The sequence below is a fragment of the Chitinophaga rhizophila genome (assembly GCF_019492185.1).
Taxonomy (GTDB): Bacteria; Bacteroidota; Bacteroidia; order Chitinophagales; family Chitinophagaceae; genus Chitinophaga; species Chitinophaga rhizophila.
The window spans coordinates 138,513-158,752 of sequence record NZ_JAICCF010000007.1 but is presented as its reverse complement, the minus strand read 5'-3'; the positions used below and the strand labels follow the sequence as shown (position 1 = coordinate 158,752).

Here is a 20,240-nt window from a genome sequence, read left to right as displayed (position 1 = left end):
AGCAAGGGAATGCAACTGACAGCCCTATACCTGCTGCTGTTTCTGACAGCAGGGTTGTCAGGTCATGCTGTCTACGGGCAGCAGGCAGTACAGATTGACAGCACGTTACGGGAACACATTTTCACCTACCGGGAAATAGAATACCTGGAAGATCTGCCGGGTACACTGACGATACAGGAAGTGAGCAGTGACAGTTTATCTGTACGGTTCCGGCCCAGTGATGTCAGTACGCCTCAGAATCAGCACCTGGGCGAGCCGGTATGGTACAGGGTAAAGATCCGGCATAATCCGGATGCCCAACGGTTTTACCTGCTGGAGTTCTTCGACCAGACAATTGATGACATTACCGCTTATATGCCAGACACCTCCGGCGTATACCAGGAGGTCAGGATGGGAGACCGGTATCCTTTTGTACAACGCTGGTTCCATCACAAGAACTTTGAACTGACACTGGACAATGACCGCCGGGATGAGGTGGTGTATTACTTCAGGATCAGTTCTGCGCAGACCGCCGACGTCATTATTGTAATGCGGTCGATAGACCGGTTTGTATCTTATGCACTGAGTGAATACCTCACTTTCGGGATCTTCTACGGAATGATCTTCATTTTCAGCTTTTATAACCTGATCATGTTTATAGCCATGCGGCAGCGGCAATACCTCTATTATGTATTGTACAACCTGAGCGTGATGCTGTATGAAATGTGCGCCGACGGTATTGCTTATCAATGGTTATGGCCTGGTTCACCCGCCTGGAACCAGTATGCATTTGCCTGGCCATTGTTCAGCATGAGCATATTTGCCTTGTTATTTACCAATAGTCTGTTGCATGTGCGGGCCAGGGCTCCCATATTACATAAGTTAATTCTGTCAGTGATAGTGCTGCGCTGCGGCTATTTCCTGGCTTGTATCTCGATTAATCCTTACTGGTTCAATTATAAGTTTGTCGAACTTATACCCCTGTCGGTGGCCTTTTATACCGGTATACATATCTGGTTGCGGGGATACCGGCCTGCCCGTTTCTTTGTATTGGGGTATAGCTTCCTGTTTGTAGGATTTATGCTGAAGTTTTTCATTATGCTGGGGTATACCTGGTTAAATTTCGGCATTATCAGCTATTACAGTCTGAGTTTCTGTTTTATCCTGGAGATGTTCTTCCTGTCATTTGCGGTGGGTGATAAGGTGCGGCTGCTGAAGAAGAAGCGGGACAAGGCGCATAGGCAGATGATCCGTCAGATGACAGAGAATGCACGCCTGAAGGATAACCAGAACCGGGAACTGGAGGCGCAGGTGCAGGCGCGTACAAAGGAATTGTCAGCGCAAGCGGAGGTGATAGCAGCGCAGAATGAAACACTACTGCAAACCAATGCGTTACTGGAAGAGCAGGCAGCAGAGATCTCACGGATGAACGCCTTGCTGGAGCAGGACAACCGGCAGCTGCAGACGAACGTCGAGAAGGTAACAAGAGCCAGGGCTATGTCCAGCACCCTTGATTTTGAAGAGTTTAGCAAGATATATCCTGATAAGGAAAGCTGTTTGCGGTTCCTGGCAGATCTGAAGTGGACAGGGGCATTCCATTGCCGGAAATGTTCCAATGACCATTATTATGCCGGTCACCAGCCATTTAGCCGCCGTTGCAGTAAGTGCGGATATGAGGAATCGGCTACGGCATATACGATCTACCAGAATATCCGTATCCCGATCAATAAGGCGTTCTATATGACTTTCCTGGTATATTCCACGAAGGGGAAGATTTCTTCGCATAAACTGTCAGAGATACTGGAAATCAGGCAGAGTACCTGCTGGTCATATGCCACCCGGATACTAAAAGTGATGGACGAGCGGAAGAAGGAATTGAAGCAGGCGAATGGGCAGGGGTGGAGTTTGCTGGTACTGGATGAAAGAGAGGCGGGGTGAAATGAAAGGAAATGTAATCTTTTTTGAAAGGTATTGAAGCGTATCAGGGCACTTATATAATATATCCGTTATGAAAGACGCTGATGCTTCACTATCAATGGTTTCAGCCGGAAAAGCAGAATGGTATTGAAGCGTATCAAAAATCTTATAAGACACTAATAATCAGTGTTTTGTGAAAATAATTTATATGGTTGTTTGTGAAAGTACCCGTATCTTTACAATATGAAACCTGGTGGGTGAACAGGCCAGGGTATCGTTATGAAATGGAGATTCATGTTATGTGAGCGATTATGAAAACAATTGATGTGTTATAGAGAATATGGTTCCATCATTTCCGGTTACAGCGTTTATTTAACATCAAAACTGATACTAAGGATTATCCTTATCCGTAAATCAAAGTAGCGTCACATTATGAAAAAAAGGGGAACATTTCTGACAGCATTGCTGTTGGCGCTGTGGAGTTTTGCTATGGCACAGCAGGACATCACAGTGAAGGGACACGTACAGGACAAGCAGGGTAATTCACTTCCCGGCGTATCCATCAAAATCAAGGGAACAACGAAAGGAACTGCTAGTCAGCCTGACGGTAATTTCACGATCCAGGCAGCGGCCAACGCGGTACTGGAGTTATCTTATGTAGGTTACGAACCACAGGACGTAGCAGTAGGTGGCCGTACGCAGATCAACATTACCCTGTCTGACACCAAAACAGACCTGGGCGAGGTAGTGGTAATCGGTTATGGTACACAGAAAAAGAAAGACGTAACCACCGCCGTTGTTGCAGTTGACACCAGAGATATTACTGAGCGGCCTATTACGCAGACAGCTGCCGCCCTTCAGGGTAAAGCTGCGGGTGTACAGGTAACGCAGCCATCGGGCAAGCCTGGTGCTGCATTTTCCGTAAGGGTGCGTGGTGCTACCTCCGTACAGGCAGGTAACGAACCGCTTTATGTGATCGATGGTGTGCCAACCACTGATACAAGAGACTTGAATACCAATGATATTGCCAGCATTACCGTACTTAAAGATGCATCCAGCGCAGCCATTTATGGTGCCAGGGCGTCTAACGGTGTTGTACTGATCACCACCAAAAGAGGACGTTCCGGCGATGCCGTGATCAACTTCAATACCTACTATGGTGTGTCTAAGATCGGTAAGAAAATCAATGTGCTGAACCCAAACCAGTACAATGACCTGATGAGTGAGATGGGGTTCAATGTAGTTACACCGACTACTACTACCAACTGGCTGGATGAAGTATTCCAGACGGGTCAAAACCAAAACTACCAGTTATCTGCTTCCGGTGGTAGTGAAAAGTCCCAGTACTTCATCTCCGGCGCTTACACCAAAGATGATGGTATGGTAAAGCCGGCACAGTATAACCGCCGGGTATTCCGCGCCAACCTGGATAACCAGCTGAAGCCATGGATGAAACTGACCACGAATATCAGTTACTCCAACGTAGACCTGCAGGATGTAAAGGATAATGCCAATGCAGGCCGTAACGCGGCAATTCTTGGTGCATTGAATGCGCCGCCTATTATCGGCATCTATGAAACAGATGCAGAAGGCCGCCGCCGTTATACCATGAATCCTTATAAATCCGGTTGGGATAACCCGCTGGCAGCTATTGAAGGTCCTACACAGGGCACCAAAGATAACCGCGTATTGGGTAATGCAGCCCTGGATATCAACTTCACAAAAGATCTGAAGTTCAGAACCAACTACGGTATAGATTATGCCAATCACAAATACGATTATTACCTGGATTATATCATGACCACTCCGGGCCGCCTGGACCACGGTTATGCCAATTCCCAGCGCTATAATACCATGACCTGGTTATGGGAGAATACGCTGAACTATGACAAGAGCTGGAAAAAGAATAACCTCTCTGCGCTGGCAGGCGTTACCTCTCAGAAGAACAACTATGATGTAACCAACCAGACAGGCCGCGACTTCCCGGCAGATCCAACTGTAAAGACACTGAATGCGGCTAACCAGATTGTTGGCGACACCTATGAATCCCAGTGGTTCCTGATGTCTTACCTGGCCCGCGTGATGTATAACTATGACAGCAAATACCTGCTGACGGTGAATTTCCGCGCAGATGGTTCTTCCAAGCTGGATAAGAAACACAAGTGGGGCTACTTCCCGTCTGTATCTGCCGGCTGGCGTATTTCAGCAGAGCCTTTCCTGAGAGAAGTGAAAGCAATCAGCGATCTGAAACTGAGAGCAGGCTGGGGCCAGAATGGTAACGTAGAAGGACTGAGTCCATATGCCTCTTTGGGTTTGAACAATTTTGTACGCCAGACGCCTACCAGTCCGCTGTCAGGTCCTGGTATTGCGCCGCCGGAGTATGCGCCTAACCCTGATCTGAGATGGGAGACCACTACCCAGACAAACGTGGGTATTGACCTCAGCTTGTTTGATTCCCGTCTTACTTTCTCGGCTGATGCATACATCAAAAGAACTAACGATTTGCTGTTGCGAGTACAGTTCCCTGGTGCGGCAGACTACGATTACATCCTGCGTAACTCCGGTTCTCTGGAGAATAAAGGGCTGGAGTTCCTCGTATCTACCGTCAACTTTGACAAAAAAGACGGCTTACGCTGGAGTACTGACTTCAATATTGCATTCAACCGTAACCGCATCACCAGACTGGAACTGGCCAAAGTATATAACTATGCCGCAGTAGAAAACAGGGATAACATTATCACCCTGAGAGAAGGACTGCCATTAGGTACTTTCTATGGTTATGTATCTGAGGGTGTAGACCCGGAAACCGGCGATTTGATCTACAAAGATGTGAACGAGGATGGAAAGGTAACTCCGACCGACCGTACTATCCTGGGTAATGCACAACCTGCATTCACCTATGGTATGAACAATAATTTAACTTATAAGAACTGGAACTTCTCCTTCCTGCTGCAGGGCTCTCAGGGTAATGAAGTATTCAACGCTTCCCGTATGGAAACAGAGGGTTTGTACGATAGCAAGAACCAGTCAACAGAAGTACTGCGCCGCTGGAAGACGCCGGGTCAGGTAACAGACATTCCGAGAGCTACCAACGGAGACGTGACAAACTCACGTACATCCTCCCGCTTTGTAGAAAACGGCTCCTTCCTGCGTATGAAGAGTGCGACGCTGTCATACAACCTGCCACAGGATGCACTGAGCGCCCTGCGCCTGAGTAAACTGATGGTATATGCAACAGCGCAGAACCTGTTCACGATTACTAAATACAAGGGTTTTGATCCGGAGGTAAATGCCTATGCCGGAGATGCCGCCAATGGGGTTACGCTGGGTATAGATTACGGTACTTATCCTGTAGCGAGAACTTTTGTGCTCGGTTTAAACCTGTCATTCTAAACGTCTGAGTTATGAAAAAAACGAATCGTCTCTTTATCATATCTGCCGCCCTGGTGTCACTGGCGCTGGGCGCATGTAACAAAGACCTGAACCTGACGCCGCCGTCCAATACGATTGTGGGTAACGACGGACAGGGTACTGCGGGTTCTTATATCAAAGATGCCACAACTGCCGAAGCAGCGTTGAACAGCTGTTATGCCTTCTTCCGCAGCGGATCTTCTGAATATTATGTACTTGATTATTTCAACATCGGGGATGCACAGTCTGACAATGCCTATGCCGGCGCAGACAATGCTGCCGGTTTTGAGATTGACGAGTTCCGCTTACTGTCAACCAATGCCTGGGCAAGCCGTGACTGGGGTTATCTGTACAATCAGATCACTGCCTGCAACGCTGTAATTGCTAATGTGCCGAAAGTAACAGATCCGGCGCTGACGGCTAACCGCAAAGCGCAGATAGTAGGGGAAGCACAATTCATCCGTGCACGCGCCTATTTTGACCTTGTCAGAATATTTGGTGACCTGCCGCTGGTGCTGACAGAGCTGCCTACTATCACAGCCGATAACCTGGAAGAGATATATCCGTTGCTGTACCCTGCACGTAAGAGTGCAGACAGTGTATATGCGCAGATTGATGCAGACCTGAAAGCGGCTGCGGAAGTTGTACCTGTATCCGCTGCAAACAAAGGATTTGTAACGAAGGGCGCAGTATATACACTGCTGGCGAAAGTAGCAGCTACGCATAAGCCCATCAACTGGGCTCAAGTAGAAAATTACACCAACCAGGTAACTGCACTGGGCTATACACTGCTACCGGTGTACGACCACCTGTGGGATGGCGCGCATGAAAACTCTGCCGAAGCCATCTTCGAGTTGAACTTCGCTGGCTGGGACACTGGTGGTAACTGGGGCACCAGTATGTTCCTGGGTACAGACTGGAAGAAGTTCTGCAACCCCAGCAATGACCTGATCCGTGCTTACCAGTATGAGAAAGATACTGTGCGCTTCAAATCTACCATCACCTTTGCCAATGTCAATGGTAAGTGGGGAGATGCGCGCTTGTCCCTGGATAGTTTTCCGTTCTTCTACAAGATGCGTAAGACCGATGCTACGCAGAACATCATCATGTACAGGCTGGCCGACGTGCTGCTGCTGAAAGCAGAAGCACTGAACGAACAGGGTAATGTGGGCGCAGCTAATACTATCGTAACACAGATCCGCGAACGCGCACACCTCAAGCCGCTTGAAATCACAGACCAGGCAGCAATGCGCCTGGCTATAGAGAAAGAACGTCGCCTGGAACTGGCATTTGAAGGTATACGCTGGCATGACCTGGTACGCACAGACCGTGCTATTCCGGTAATGCAGGCCGTAACAGACGGCAAAGGCGTCAACCTGGGTTATAGACTTACACCAGAGAGTTTACTATGGCCAATCCCACAGAGCGAGATGGACCAGAATGCCAACCTCGTACAGAACGAAGGCTATTAACAAGTAGGATATAAGATAGCGTTAACGAAAAAGTAAGGTCTCGTCTCCGCAGAGACGGGACCTTCTTTTTGTCTATAAAATCAGTTTTACCGGAAAAATACTGCTATTATGAACAGAAAACTATGGATGTATACCTGTTGCTGCGCCGCATTCCTGGCAGCCTGCAACAGTGGAACACAACAGCAAGGCGATAAGCGAAACAACGACTCTGTCAGTGTATACCTGACAACGGCCGACCAACAGGCCCTGTTTGCACAGCAGGCCGCCTTAGGCAAAGTACCGGATACGGCAACCATCAACATAGTGATGGATAGCAGCCGCCAGTTTCAGGAGATAGAAGGCTTCGGTGCTTCCGTCACCGGCTCCTCCGCCTATGTAATGCAGAATTATATGTCGCCCGATAAGCGGCAGGCACTATTGGAAGAGCTCTTCGGCACCACTACCGGCCTAGGGATGAACTATATCCGTATGTCTATCGGCGCATCCGACTTCTCCACAGGTCCATACACCTATAACGATATACCGGCAGGAGAACGTGATGATTCCCTGCAGCATTTTAGTATCGCCCGTGATGAGAAAGAAGTAGTACCTATTCTCAGGCAGATCAGCGGTATCAACCCCAACATACATATCATGGGCAGTCCATGGAGTGCGCCGGCATGGATGAAAACCAGCGGTAAGCTGGAAGGTGGTTCCTTACGTCCGGATGCATATGACGTGTATGCGCGCTACTTCGTAAAGTACCTGCGCGCCTTTGCAGCGGAAGGCATAAAGATCACGGCGCTTACCATACAAAATGAGCCGCAGTACGAAGCTTTATACCCAACCATGAAGATGACAGCGCCAGAGCAGGGTACGTTTATTAAAGAACACCTGGGACCATTACTGGAAAAGGAAGGGCTGCAGCAACAAACAGCTGTGATGTTATTTGATCACAACTGGAATAGTCCGGAATATCCTATATCCATCCTCGACGACAGCGCTATAGCTAAATACACTGCCGGCGCAGCTTTCCATTGTTATGAAGGTGCGGTAGGTGCAATGTCCCTTGTACATGATGCACATCCCGAGAAAGGATTGTACTTCACAGAATGTTCAGGCGGTAGCTGGTCGCCGGCATTTGCAGATAACCTGCAGTTTATGGTGCGTCAGTTGTTTATCGGTACCGTTAACAACTGGTCTAAGAACGTCCTTTTGTGGAATATGGCACTGGACGAGCGGAATGGTCCTACTACCAACCAGCCGGGCACCGGTGAAGGTAACCGCGGTTGTATGACTTGCAGGGGTGTAGTAACAATCAATTCCAGGGATGGCGCAGTCACCAGGAATGTCGAATATTATGCGATTGCACATTTCAGCAAATTTGTACGTCCGGGTGCTAAACGGATTTATTCATCGGCTGTTGCGGATAAAGGTCTTGAAAATGTTGCGTTCCTGAATACAGATGGTTCACGTGTGATGGTGGTGATGAATACGACGAAAGAAGAAAAGGTGTTTTCGGTGAAGGAGGGGGCGGTAGTGAGTTATGCGCTGAAGCCAGGAGCAGTGGTAACGCTGGTCTGGCAGTAACTGACTTCATTGTGTAGCAGCGCTGGTGGTTTCACTGGCGTCGTTTGCATTTATGGTAGTCGCGTTGGAGGCTGTGATAGGAGTGGTGAGTAGTTATAATTTCGCGTTGGCATCAGATGGTGTCGCAGACTGACGCCCGTTGGAAGTCTATGGTAGGGGGGGTGGTTTTGCAGGCGTTGTGGGGCTATTGGGCAGCACCTTAGTGCAGGGAACGGGCTAAGGTCCGCTTTACCATCTGATGCCGCTGCTTATTATTGGTGGGCTTTGTTGTTAGGAGGGCTGTTAGAAGTGTGTAAATGATAAGGTATTGATAGGGTAGTGATAGGTGGTGATAAGGTATTGATAGGGTAGTGATAGGTGGTGATAAGGTATTGATAAGGTAGTGATAGGAGTGTCTTATGGTGATGCTGGCTGATGCGTATACCATGGAGGATAATTGTAGTTGAGGTAGCTGAGTAGCTGGAGTAGCTGGAGTAGCTGGGTAGGGCAGCATACTTGTTATATTGATGTTTAGTGATCGATGTATTGCTTTAGGGTGGTGTATTCTGATTGATGAGTAAGGGTCAATTATCGTGAGGTATACAAGTGCTTGAAAACTACGTATATTTGTAGTAGCGTATTGCCAGTAAGCGCTGATTAAGATATGAACCTATGAAGAGTCCTTTAGTTCTTGCGATGGCTTCTTGTTTTTCTGCCCTGCAGTTACATGCACAGGATACGTTGGAGAATGCCTTTAATAAATATGGTTTTAGTTGTGAATTACAGTCTGATGGATTTGTTACTACTTACACTTTCAGGAGACCTAAACGCGACCGTGAAGAGATTATCTACCTATATCAGACCATCCATACCAACGGCCAATATAAAGCATTCACCGAGTTTGCCCTGCCTCAGGCACAGATCGCCTTTCATAAGGTAGAAGAGATCCTTAGCAACGCCTCCGGAGTAGCTGCTCATAATAGTTATACCATTCAAGGTAACTGCTTCCGCCAGATGATTGAACATAATACAGGTCTGAACATGAAGAACTATATGCTTGCCGTAAATACCGAACAGGAAAAGATGTATTTTATCAATTACATCCATCAGTTCTATGAGGTATGTGCGAGACAATTCTTCCAGCAGTACACTACCATAGAAAGAGTAGATGCTACACTCTCCAGACTTAGTAATACCGATACGGACGCCGACACTTTTATTTCAGATGCCGGTAATATCAGCGTTCACAGGAAATTAGTGATTAAAGCACTGGCTGATAATCCGGGTGCGTTACGCTATTACGAGTATCTTGAAAAGGAATTGGGCAAAAGAAAGGCGAAGTCTGTCACTTATGCAGATATGTACAACCTGCTGATCCGTATAGGCGACAAGCTGGAAATTAAAGAACCAAAGTGGCATGATTAATAGCACTCACCAGCGACGGGCGGTCCGCTAATGCATCATCACTCCCTCAAGTTCTTCTAACGTCTTTCCTTTCGTCTCGCGCACATTCCGCCAGATAAACACAAAGCCCGCCAGGCAAATTCCCGCATAAATATAAAATGTACTATCTCTGAGTTTGTCAAACAATATCGGGAACGTAAATACTAACACAAAGTAAGCCGCCCACAGACAGAGTACCGCGAAGGAAGTGGCAGTGCTACGGATTTTATTAGGGAAGATCTCTGCAATGAGTACCCAGGTTACCGGCGCAAGTGACATGGCATAAGTACCAATTGCCGCCAGCAGATACCAGGACACGTGCTCAGAACCTGCCGCCAGCATTCTTACAACTACGATATACAGGATAGTCAATCCGCCGGCCCCGATCAGCATCAGCGGTTTACGTCCCAGTTTATCTACCAGGATCATGGCCAGTATTGTAAAGACCAGGTTTACACCACCGATAAAGACGGTCTGCAGTAATTGCCCATCCTGCGACACACCGATACTGCTGAAGATACGGGGGGTATAATTAAATACGACATTGATGCCGCAGAACTGCTGAAAGACAGCCAGGATGATACCTACAATCACCGCAGGCAATACGGCTTTCCGGAAGATATGTCCGTAGCTTACACGCTCATTCCCGGAAAGTGAAACTTTAATTGTTGTTAAGGAAGCATCCGCAAAGTTTTCTCCTCCGATACGCTGCAGAATGGTGCGGGCCTGAGCAGACTTCCCGGCCTGTACCAGCCAACGCGGACTCTCGGGCAGCCAGAGTGCGCCAATGAAGAAGAGAAGAGACGGTATAAGGCCCAGACCAAACATCCATCGCCAGGCATCCTCACCCTGGTTACGCAAGGTATAGTTGATCACATTGGTCACCAGGATACCGGTCACGATTGTCAGCTGGTTAATGGCCACCATGCGGCCACGCAGATGCGCCGGGGACACTTCAGCAATATACATCGGTGATAGCATAGAGGCCATACCGACACCTATACCGGCGACAAAACGAAAGGCAATAAAGATGTTTCTGTCCGGTGCCAGCGCCATAGCGACAGAAGAGAGGCCGAAGATGGCAGAAGCCATTATAAGGCCCTTTTTACGGCCGTATTTGTCAGCCATTGCACCGGCAATGATACAACCGATAATGGCACCTAAGGCTAAACTACCAGTAGCAAATCCCTCCCAGTAGGCATCCAGTCCGAATTGTTGTTGTAGGAAAGGAAGGGCTCCGGCAATGACGGCAAAGTCAAAGCCAAACAGATAGCCCCCCAGGGCAGAAATGAATGATATGCCGAGAATATATGAACTATTGAACGAAGCTTGTTTCATAACGGAAATCCGGTGTACGTTTAAAGTAATCAATTTATCGGAGAGCAACGGCAGGGTAGGGCTATGACTGCTGGCAACAGGCAGCAGCGCGCCTGTGGCTGTTCGTAGTGGGCATGCACCCGACTAAGTGAACGGATGAAAGGTAGCACCCTGGTGATTGAGGTCCAATTTTAGTACTTCATGGATATACTGCTGACCTTCCTGTTCCTGCTGAAGTCCGAGGTATCCCAGGCCTATCAGGTAAAGACAGTGTATACGGTTGCGCTGACTCAGATCAATGTCAAATACCAGCATGTCAGGTAGGGATACAGCAAAGTAGTCTATGCGGATAGTATCATGCAGGTGGGCTTTACCAAACTGTATCAAGCGTTCAAATATTTGTGCCGCTTTGCCGGGCTGACCAAGTTGCTGCCATGCGAGCGCCTGGTATACGATCTTGTCTGGCTGCGGATCATTATAGTAGATAGCCTGTACTGGTTCACTGATACCGACAGTAGCGGCTATAAAGCGTTCTGTGGCGGCAGCTGTTTGTCCGAGACCTGCGTATGCACATCCCAGGAGGTAATTTATATCATTTTCCTGCGCCCCAAAAAGCTTTCCTTCGCCAAGGTTTTCCGGATAACGGTCCAGCGCCTGAAGTAGTGTCAACGCCGTCTCATATTCGTGCCGCTCCAAGGCTTGCCTGGCAAGTGCGGTGTGACAAAGAATAAATTGTCCGACTACCTTTCCTTCCCCGCCTTCCCATGGATGGAATTGTCGTTGCGAAAGCAACCCGCGCGCCTGCTCAAATTGCCCCAGGTTATTATAGAGTGTTATTCTTTCCAGATACAGATCGTCTCTGCTTTCAACCATTGCTAGTTTGTTCTCCAGCAGCGTTAGTCTTTCCTTGGAAGATCTGCCGGTTATCTTATACAGCTGATCCAGTTCCATGAGAATACGTGCGTCGTCAGGCGCAAGTGAGAATGCCTTTTCCATAGCCACGATTGCCGCCGCCGGCTGTTGGAGCTTGTTATAATAAGCAAGTGATAGATTTCTGAATACAGTAGGGTAAGTATCGTCAAGCTCCGCAGAAAGTTCCCAGCAGGTGATAGCTTCTTTATATTGGCGTTTGTCATACCAAAGATTACCCAGGTAATAAGCAGCTTTCGCATCGGATGCATTGTAGTGCATGACATCCTGCAGGATCAGTATTTCTTCTATCTTATTCGGAAAGCAGTAATCCGGCGATTCAGCAGCCCCTTTCTGGTAATAGTCCAATGCTTGTTGCGTATCGTTGTTGTGGGAGGCAAACCAGCCCATATAATAGTACAACAGGGGAGAAGCTGAATGGTGATGGTCGATATACGACTGCAAGAGGGCGATAGCCGTATGATAGCAACCTGCGTAGGCGTAATCGAGCGACAGTTCCAGGTAGTTATTGACAGCGCGGCGCATCAGCTGGTGCATGCGTTTTAAGATGCTGGCGTCCTGCGTGACGCTGAACCATTCAAACAGGCAACCGTAGTTAAAAGGATCTATTTGCAGGGATGCTTTTGCAAAGTCCACTGCTTCAGTAGTCAATCCTTTTTCCCGGAGGATGATCGTTTTCAGGTGACGTGCAGTATGGTTGTGGTAGTTGCGTATAAGTGATTTGTCAACATGGGCGAGCGCATCGTTCCATTTATTCCAGGCCGCCGCTATACGGGCAAGCATCAGGAAGCTGCTAGGCTGCCAGGCATCGTTCCAGGTAGCTTTGAAGAAGGCAGCGTATGCTGCTTCCGGCTGCCCGGTTAATAAGCGTGCGCAACCCAGATTATAGTAAGCCTCACCGTCATATGGGTTTGGATTACGGCTGGTCATAGTGCTGATGGCAGTATCAAAGTAAGGGATCGCTTTGCTGAACTGTCCGTGGCGCAACAGTAGTAGTCCCATGGCATTGTTACAGCGGATGTCTCCCGGACTCCTTCTTAATCCTTCTTCGTAATAGTCTGCCGGACTAAAGGTAGCATGGCGGTATTGTTCCAGGTGATGACCATTCAGGTAGAGATCTTCCACCTGTTCTATATCCTGTGGCAGTTTAGCCGCAGATGCCGGCGCAGGGATTTCCTGCTCCACAGGCTTAGAGGGTTGCCAGGATACGAGCTGGCGTCCATTGTTATCATTTACTATTACTTTCCATTGTTGAGGAACAACAGGTGCATGGCTGTGATGAATAGCCGTAAAGGGTTTGTAAGGAGATAGGTCGGCTAAGAAGCTATCTACTTCATCACCTTCCCGCAACACCTGTATGCGGGCATCCGGGTAAGCAGCAGTCGTGTACACTTTGATATTGAGTTGCTGACCTTCCCATTCCATATTCAATAATGCCTCTTTCGTGGCATTCTTTACCACACCGGTTTGAGCATATGGCATGAAGTATTGCTCAAAGGTTTTGCCTTCATTGGGCTGCAGCCAGGAAAAGTCAGGTTGATTGTCTGTGAACATGCCTGTCATCAGTTCGATATAGGGACCATCTTCGTCTGTCAGGTTCCTGTCCCAGGCATATCCGAAATCACCATTGCCCCAGGTCCACTGTTTTTTACCGGGAGATACATGATGATCGGCTACGTGTAGCATGCCAGCCTGCGTATCATGTTCATAGCAGCCGATAAAGTCGTAGCTGGAACGGATGGCCATATAGGAAGTAGGCACTGGTATAGTATGGTAGCGGGAAATATCCGTACCAGGTGCATAATCTACTTTGTAATAGGTGCCCGTAGCTATAGGGAAATCTGACACATCGCGCTTGCCGTGATCAAATACGGCATACACGTCAGGGGGGAAAACGGACTGGTAGTGGTCATTCACTTTTACGGCCGGATTGGCCCACCAAAGGAAGGTTTGCGGAAACAGTGTACGGTTAAAAAGGCGTCCTTTGATCTCAAGGTATGCCTTGTCTGTATAGAGGGTGAAGCCCGCCATACCTTTGGTGCGAAACATTACTTCCACCTCATTGACCCATACAGTTTTGCTACCGTCAGTATTTTCTTCTACAGTGTAATCTACCGGCTGAAAGGTACTGGGCCGATGGTGTTGTGGCCAGTTGAACTCAATACCGCCTGATATCCAGGGGCCGGCTAGTCCAACCAGTGCAGGCTTGATGACCTGGTTATAATATACGAAGTCGCGTTGCCTGATCTTGTCGTAAGCTCGCTGTATACGTCCGCCGAGTTCCGGCAGGATCATGATAAGCAGAAATTCATTTTCCAGGAAGACAGCAGTGTATTCCTGCGGGCTTTTCTCGTTGGCTATCTGCTCAATAACCGGGTGTGGATATACAACCCCGCTGCTGCCCTGATATACTCTTTTTTCCAGGAACATGGGATGTTTCTCGGGAGTGCCTGTACTGTAAGTGGGGAGGGATACTTTTTCGATCCGGACTGTCACTTCCATATGTGGAATTATAATGATGATTGATATGATCAAATTTCGTTTATCGCAGGAAGCCCGGGAATAGTGATTCTTATTAAATTGATGGATTTTATTACGGCCATGACATGAAAATACCGTCATCAAACCGATACTTCCACATCTTTTGATGGATACATACGGTTTGATGACGGTATAAACGGGGATTGTTTTAGCAAGATTATTCTACTACAAAACCATAGCTGGCAAGGAGGTCTCGGGTAGCTTCGTAAGTTATATGCTGATGACCATTGATGCCCAGTCCTTCTGCCACAGCCACAAACATGGCCCTGTCATCGATGTACAGTACTTCCTCAGGATTGACAAGGGCAATATCCAACGCAATCTTCCAGATATCTGCATCCGGCTTCCTGAAGTGAACGAAGCAGGAAGAGATAAAGAAGTCCACAAATTTGTTGATCCCAAACTGACGGATGCGGTATTCGTTCAGTTCTCTGCCTTCGTTATTGACAATGGCAATCTTAACACCATATTTTTCTTTGATCTTACATACCAGTTCGATCATTTCCGGAATAGGTGTGGTACGTGAATACATGAACATTTTAAATTCGTCTTCCGTGAAGTTTCTGGGTTCGTAAAACACGGTTCTTTTCAAGTATTCATCCAAGGTAAGTTTACCTTCCTCATAAGTGTCAAAAGTCAGGTGATGCCGTTCTTCCAGCTCGGGAAGTTCCAGTGAAAACCTGGTGGCTGCTTCTCTTCTGGCGGCGCGGTCCCATCCATTGCTCAATAGTACGCCGCCTATATCGAGGAACAATGTGGTGATTTGTTTATTCTGCTGCATATATTAAAGGTAAATGACAAATAAATTATAACTGACGCATTCTATAGCAAAATTTATGCAACCTGTTGCTTTTTTCCTAACACCGCGTCAAAATAGTTTCAAAAAATGCGAACGATGATCTGTTTGCAGGCAATTAGATAAAAGCAGGTCAAGTGCGATCCCATTTCATAATGAAGATGATTTTATTTAAATGTGTGTAGTTGAGAAATATATGATGTTAATTTAACGGGAAATCGGATTTATCTACTTGTTTGTTTAATTTTATTATGCTAATTTTAGACTTAGTTGATATTCTGATTAAGCAGCAAGAAGATATCTGTAGTGTAACCCAGTGATGATAACCCAACGTTAGCTGCTTAGGAAATGGAAACCCTGGAAATCAGCAATAATTAAAGATTTCAGCTACCCTATTTTGAACAACTAATATGTCTCTGTGACATAATTGGGCGAAGCATATTTGCCCGGATATCATTAAAGACCAATTGTTACATTGTAATACTGGGAATGAGTAGTACCGCAACTCTTCCGGCCTTAACTTTCTGCGCCGATAATATTTCCCACGCTTTATAAATTCCACCTGCATGATCTTGTGTTGAACAAATCGTGTAGGAGAACTTTATTTTACTGAACCCCTGTTTATATGAAGAACGAAACACCAATTATCACATTAGTAGACACTAAGTGGTATGTCGCTTACACGCGTGCAAATTTTGAAAGGAAGGTAGCAAAGGAAATCATTGACCAGCAGATAGAGCATTATCTGCCTATGCGAAAGGAGATCCGCAAGTGGAGTGACCGGCTAAAAAAGATTGAAATACCACTGTTTCCAAACTACATTTTCGTTAAGATTAAATTGTTGCATAAGGTTGATATTCTGGGTATACCAGGCGTGCTTTCACTGGTTTCTTTCAGCGGCCAGCCAGTAAGCATCAGTGAACGTGAAATAGAGCATATCAGGAAAATAGAAGAAAAGGGTAAAGATATTTCGCTTGAATATTATTACTGTGTTGGCGACCGTGTCAGGATCACGTCGGGCATCTTCACCGGGATGGAAGGTATACTAATGCGAAAATCCGGACAGATGAGATTCGTGTTAAAGCTGGCGGCAATCAGTCAGGCGGTATCTGTAGAAATTGAGAGCGATCAACTTGAAAGATTGGACTAAACATCCATTATTTAATTAACCACAACTTTGTTTATGAAAGCATTTTTATTCCCCGGACAAGGATCACAGCGAAAAGGAATGGGTAAGGAACTCTTTGAAAAGTATCCTGCACAGACAAGCGCTGCAAGTAATATACTAGGCTATGATATTGAACGCCTTTGTGTTGAAAATCCTGACAGATTATTGAATGAAACTACCTACACCCAGCCGGCGCTGTATGTGGTGAATGCCTTGTCATATCTGGACAGGATCGAACAGGAGTCAGCGCCTGAATTTGTATTAGGACATAGTCTTGGGGAATATGTAGCACTATTTGCAGCCAGCGTGTTTTCTTTTGAGACAGGCTTACAGCTCGTAAAACGACGCGCCGAAATAATGGGGCAAGTCAAGAATGGAGGTATGGCGGCGTTGATCGGATTAAAGCTAAACGTAGTAGAGCAACTATTGGCGGATAACGGATACACCAATATGGATATTGCCAATTACAACTCTGCTGAACAGATTGTGATCTCTGGAACAAAGGATGATATTGCTGCAGCGCAGGCGTTGTTTGAGCGTAAGGGTGCTAAATTATATTATCCGCTGAATGTGAGTGGCGCTTTTCATTCCCGTTATATGAAAACGGCTGGAGATGCCTTTCGTCAATATATACAGCAATTTACTTTCAATGCACCGGAGATACCCGTGATTGCCAACTATACGGCAAGGCCCTATACCCCGGCAGTACTGATAGAATGGCTGGCCGCACAGATTACCAGCCCGGTGAAATGGTATGAAAGTGTAAGTTATGTGCTGGCGCATGGCGAAGTAGATCTTTATGAAGTAGGACCGGGAGATGTGCTGACGAAAATGAAGGATTTTATTATTGCAGACCCGATGCCTGCTGCCGGTTTTGGCGTTACGCCAATAGTCAGGAAGCCAGCAGCCGATAACGCTGTAGTCTTTAATACTGCTTACGCCAAATTATTGGGCACTGCTGACAAGGCAGCATTGGAGGCTACCGCTGCTACATTGGGCAGTGAGGCATTCAGGAAAACATATAATACTAAATATGCCTACGCGGCAGGTGCCATGTTTTATGGTATTTCCTCAGTTGCATTTGTCACTCGTATGGCAAATGCAGGTTACATGAGCTACTTCGGTACCGGCGGTTTGTCCATTACGGAAGTAGAGACAGCCATCAAACAGATTAAAGCCGCCGTACGTCCTGGTCAGCCTTACGGAATGAACCTCTGGCATCAGGCCGCAGATCCTGTCGCCGAATTTAAACTGGCAGCGCTTTTTGTACAACAGGAGATACGTTTTGTTGAAGCGGCTGCCTATGTCGGATTGAGTAAAGCTATCGTTTATTACAGGCTGAAAGGATTACAGAAAGATGTCAACGGCAATGTCACTGCTGTTAACAAGGTGATGGTGAAGTTATCCCGTCCTGAAGTAGCACAGGTATTCCTGGAGCCAGCGCCGGAGCAGCTGGTACGGGAATTAGTGGCAGAAGGATTTATTACAGCAGAGCAGGCAGAATGGGCTTCTTCGTTCCCTATGGCGGACGATATCTGTACAGAAGCTGATTCGGCCGGGCATACCGACCGACGTATGCCTTATGCGTTGCTGCCCGCTATGCGTAAGCAAAGAGATGACCTGCAGGCAATACATCAATTCCGGACGCCGGTAAGGGTAGGAGTAGCGGGTGGTCTTGGAACACCTGATACACTGGCAGCTTCATTCATACTTGGCGCTGACTTCGTGCTGACAGGCTCCATCAATCAATGTACAGTCGAAGCGGGCATCAGTAGTGCTGTAAAAGATATGCTGCAGGAGATGAATATTCAGGATACCGATTATGTGCCTGCCGGCGACATGTTTGAATTTGGTGCGAAGGTACAGGTGCTGAAGAAAGGTTTGTTCTTCCCCGCCCGGGCAACTAAGCTGTATGAACTCTATAAAAGATATGATGCTATTGAGCAGATAGATACGAAGGATAAGACGCAGCTGGAAGAACGTTATTTCAGGAGGTCACTGGAATCTGTCTTCCAGGAAATCAAGGGTCAGCTGCCTGCGGCAGAACTGGAAAAAGCATTAAAGACACCGAAGCATAAAATGAGTTTGATCTTCAGGAGATACTTTTCAAATAGTCTGCAGGCAGCTTTGTCAGGTAATGCAGATGCCAAAGTAGATTACCAGGTGCATACGAGCGCTGCCCTGGGGGCATTCAACCAGTGGGTCAAGCATACGCCGCTCAGCACCTGGAGGAACCGCCATGGAGATGAACTGGCCACATTACTGATGCATGGTGCGGCCGCCTGGCTTCAGACTTTTTATGCAGCGCCACCTTTTTCCTCAGGAGCTGCCACAGCAGCAGTTACACCTGGTCCAATCAGGAAGCCTGTTCAGCTGGTGTAGATCATTCAGTCACATTACTGTTTAATCCCAAAAAATAATGTTATGCCTACCATTGTTTTCCTGTTTGCCGGACAGGGTTGCCAGTATTTTAACATGGGTGCTGAGTTGTACAATACAAATGTATACTTCCGGAACACCCTGTTAACCCTCGACAAAGAAGTACGTAAGATGATGGGTGCTTCTGTAGTTGAATATATTTATGACAAGTACCATCATCGTGAACAGGTGTTTGATGACATCCGCTTTTCCAACCCGGCGATCTTTATGATACAATATGCGTTGGCGAGGTACCTGCAGGAAGAAATGCATATACGGCCAGATGGAGTACTGGGTAGCAGTCTCGGTGAAACTGTTGCAGCGGCAGTAAGCGGAATTGTGCGGCCCGTGGACATGTTATATGCACTGATAGAACAGGCACGTATCATTGAACAACAGTGTTGCCGCGGAGGGATGATAACGATACTGGGAGATCCGGCAATGTATGAAGATACACCGCTACTGAGAGATAATGCCGCTTTGATCGCTGTCAGCTATAAAGGTCACTTCACAGTGTCAGCCAGTCAGGGCGCGCTGATTGCAATACAGGCATATCTGGACAGCAAGGAGGTGGCATATAGCATATTGCCGGTGAAGTATCCTTTTCACAATCTGTTGCTTGATGGAGCGAGGGACCACTTCCTGAATACCCTTCGTCAGGTACATTTTTCGCAACCTGCCATATCTTTTTATTCAGGTGTGCAGGCAAAGCAACTTCATAGTGTTGACGCCAGCTATTTCTGGGACGCCGTGCGGGAGCCGATCCGGTTCACAGAGGCCATCAGGCAGCTGGAAGCAAATGGTCCCAGGTTTTATGTAGATTGTAGCCCGTCAGGAGGCTGTATTAATCTACTGACAAAGGTGCTATCACCTTCATCTATATCGACAAGACATACTATCATGAACCCCTTTGGTCAGGAATTGAAAAACCTAAAGCTATTGATTCAGCAAAGACAGGCACTCTCCCTTTACAGCTAGATGTTGTTTCACATTTTTAATGTTTAAATCGTTAGTTATGGAAAAATATACATTAACGATTAACTGTGAGTTTATCAACGAGGTAGGCATTCTCGTAAGCCACACGCTCAGGGCGGACGCCCACACTAAACCCCAGATAGAAGACAAGTACATGTTCATCAGCAGGCATCACTTTAAGCCTATTGTTATCCGGATACAGCAGATACTGGATTATCTGCTGCCAGACACAGAAGTGATCTGCCATGGTGAGGAAGTAGATGAATTTGACAACATCAGAGAAGCTTTCTATTCCCGTTTTACAATTGACTGACGCCACAATTTA

General features: G+C 47.1%; 12 protein-coding genes. 9 read left to right on the top strand and 3 right to left on the bottom strand.

What is annotated here, in order from left to right; translation table 11 throughout:
- The first annotated feature begins 9 nt into the window (after window positions 1-9).
- The 5 genes from K1Y79_RS28420 to K1Y79_RS28400 all read left to right on the top strand — a co-directional run bounded on the left by K1Y79_RS28420 (window position 10) and on the right by K1Y79_RS28400 (window position 9,752).
- A complete protein-coding gene (locus tag K1Y79_RS28420) occupies window positions 10-1,917 on the top strand; it encodes a 7TM diverse intracellular signaling domain-containing protein (protein WP_236059909.1) in 1,908 nt (635 codons plus the stop codon).
- 411 nt (window positions 1,918-2,328) lie between these two features.
- Complete coding sequence (locus tag K1Y79_RS28415) at window positions 2,329-5,289, top strand: SusC/RagA family TonB-linked outer membrane protein (RefSeq protein WP_220253619.1); 2,961 nt, start codon at window positions 2,329-2,331, stop codon at window positions 5,287-5,289.
- Window positions 5,290-5,300: 11 nt separating this feature from the next.
- A complete protein-coding gene (locus K1Y79_RS28410; protein ID WP_220253618.1) occupies window positions 5,301-6,779 on the top strand; it encodes a RagB/SusD family nutrient uptake outer membrane protein in 1,479 nt (492 codons plus the stop codon).
- Window positions 6,780-6,887: 108 nt separating this feature from the next.
- Entirely contained in the window at window positions 6,888-8,348 is a 1,461-nt protein-coding gene (locus K1Y79_RS28405) for a glycoside hydrolase family 30 protein (protein WP_220253617.1), read from the top strand.
- A 651-nt stretch (window positions 8,349-8,999) separates the two neighbouring features.
- The gene (locus tag K1Y79_RS28400) at window positions 9,000-9,752 is read left to right on the top strand and encodes a hypothetical protein (protein ID WP_220253616.1); all 753 of its coding nucleotides are present in this window, start codon (window positions 9,000-9,002) and stop codon (window positions 9,750-9,752) included.
- Between the two features lie 27 nt (window positions 9,753-9,779).
- Here K1Y79_RS28400 and K1Y79_RS28395 read toward each other — a convergent pair whose 3' ends face one another.
- From K1Y79_RS28395 to K1Y79_RS28385, 3 genes are all read right to left on the bottom strand, one after another.
- Window positions 9,780-11,141 (bottom strand): sugar porter family MFS transporter, encoded by a 1,362-nt coding sequence (locus K1Y79_RS28395; RefSeq protein ID WP_262903209.1) that lies wholly within the window; start codon window positions 11,139-11,141, stop codon window positions 9,780-9,782.
- A 90-nt stretch (window positions 11,142-11,231) separates the two neighbouring features.
- On the bottom strand, window positions 11,232-14,519 hold the full coding sequence (locus K1Y79_RS28390) for a DUF5107 domain-containing protein (RefSeq protein ID WP_220253614.1): 3,288 nt from the start codon (window positions 14,517-14,519) through the stop codon (window positions 11,232-11,234).
- 196 nt (window positions 14,520-14,715) lie between these two features.
- Entirely contained in the window at window positions 14,716-15,339 is a 624-nt protein-coding gene (locus tag K1Y79_RS28385) for an HAD family hydrolase (protein ID WP_220253613.1), read from the bottom strand.
- A 640-nt stretch (window positions 15,340-15,979) separates the two neighbouring features.
- On the opposite strand from K1Y79_RS28385, the gene K1Y79_RS28380 reads away from it, so the two are divergent.
- The 4 genes from K1Y79_RS28380 to K1Y79_RS28365 are packed head-to-tail and all read left to right on the top strand — an operon-like array spanning window position 15,980 to window position 20,228.
- Window positions 15,980-16,504, top strand: coding sequence for a UpxY family transcription antiterminator (locus K1Y79_RS28380; RefSeq protein ID WP_220253612.1), 525 nt, complete (start codon window positions 15,980-15,982; stop codon window positions 16,502-16,504).
- Window positions 16,505-16,537: 33 nt separating this feature from the next.
- The gene (fabD, locus tag K1Y79_RS28375) at window positions 16,538-18,904 is read left to right on the top strand and encodes an ACP S-malonyltransferase (RefSeq protein WP_220253611.1); all 2,367 of its coding nucleotides are present in this window, start codon (window positions 16,538-16,540) and stop codon (window positions 18,902-18,904) included.
- 42 nt (window positions 18,905-18,946) lie between these two features.
- The gene (locus tag K1Y79_RS28370) at window positions 18,947-19,918 is read left to right on the top strand and encodes an acyltransferase domain-containing protein (protein ID WP_220253610.1); all 972 of its coding nucleotides are present in this window, start codon (window positions 18,947-18,949) and stop codon (window positions 19,916-19,918) included.
- 37 nt (window positions 19,919-19,955) lie between these two features.
- Window positions 19,956-20,228: a DUF5952 family protein gene (locus K1Y79_RS28365; protein WP_220253609.1), complete on the top strand. Its 273-nt coding sequence runs from the start codon at window positions 19,956-19,958 to the stop codon at window positions 20,226-20,228.
- Window positions 20,229-20,240: the final 12 nt, after the last annotated feature.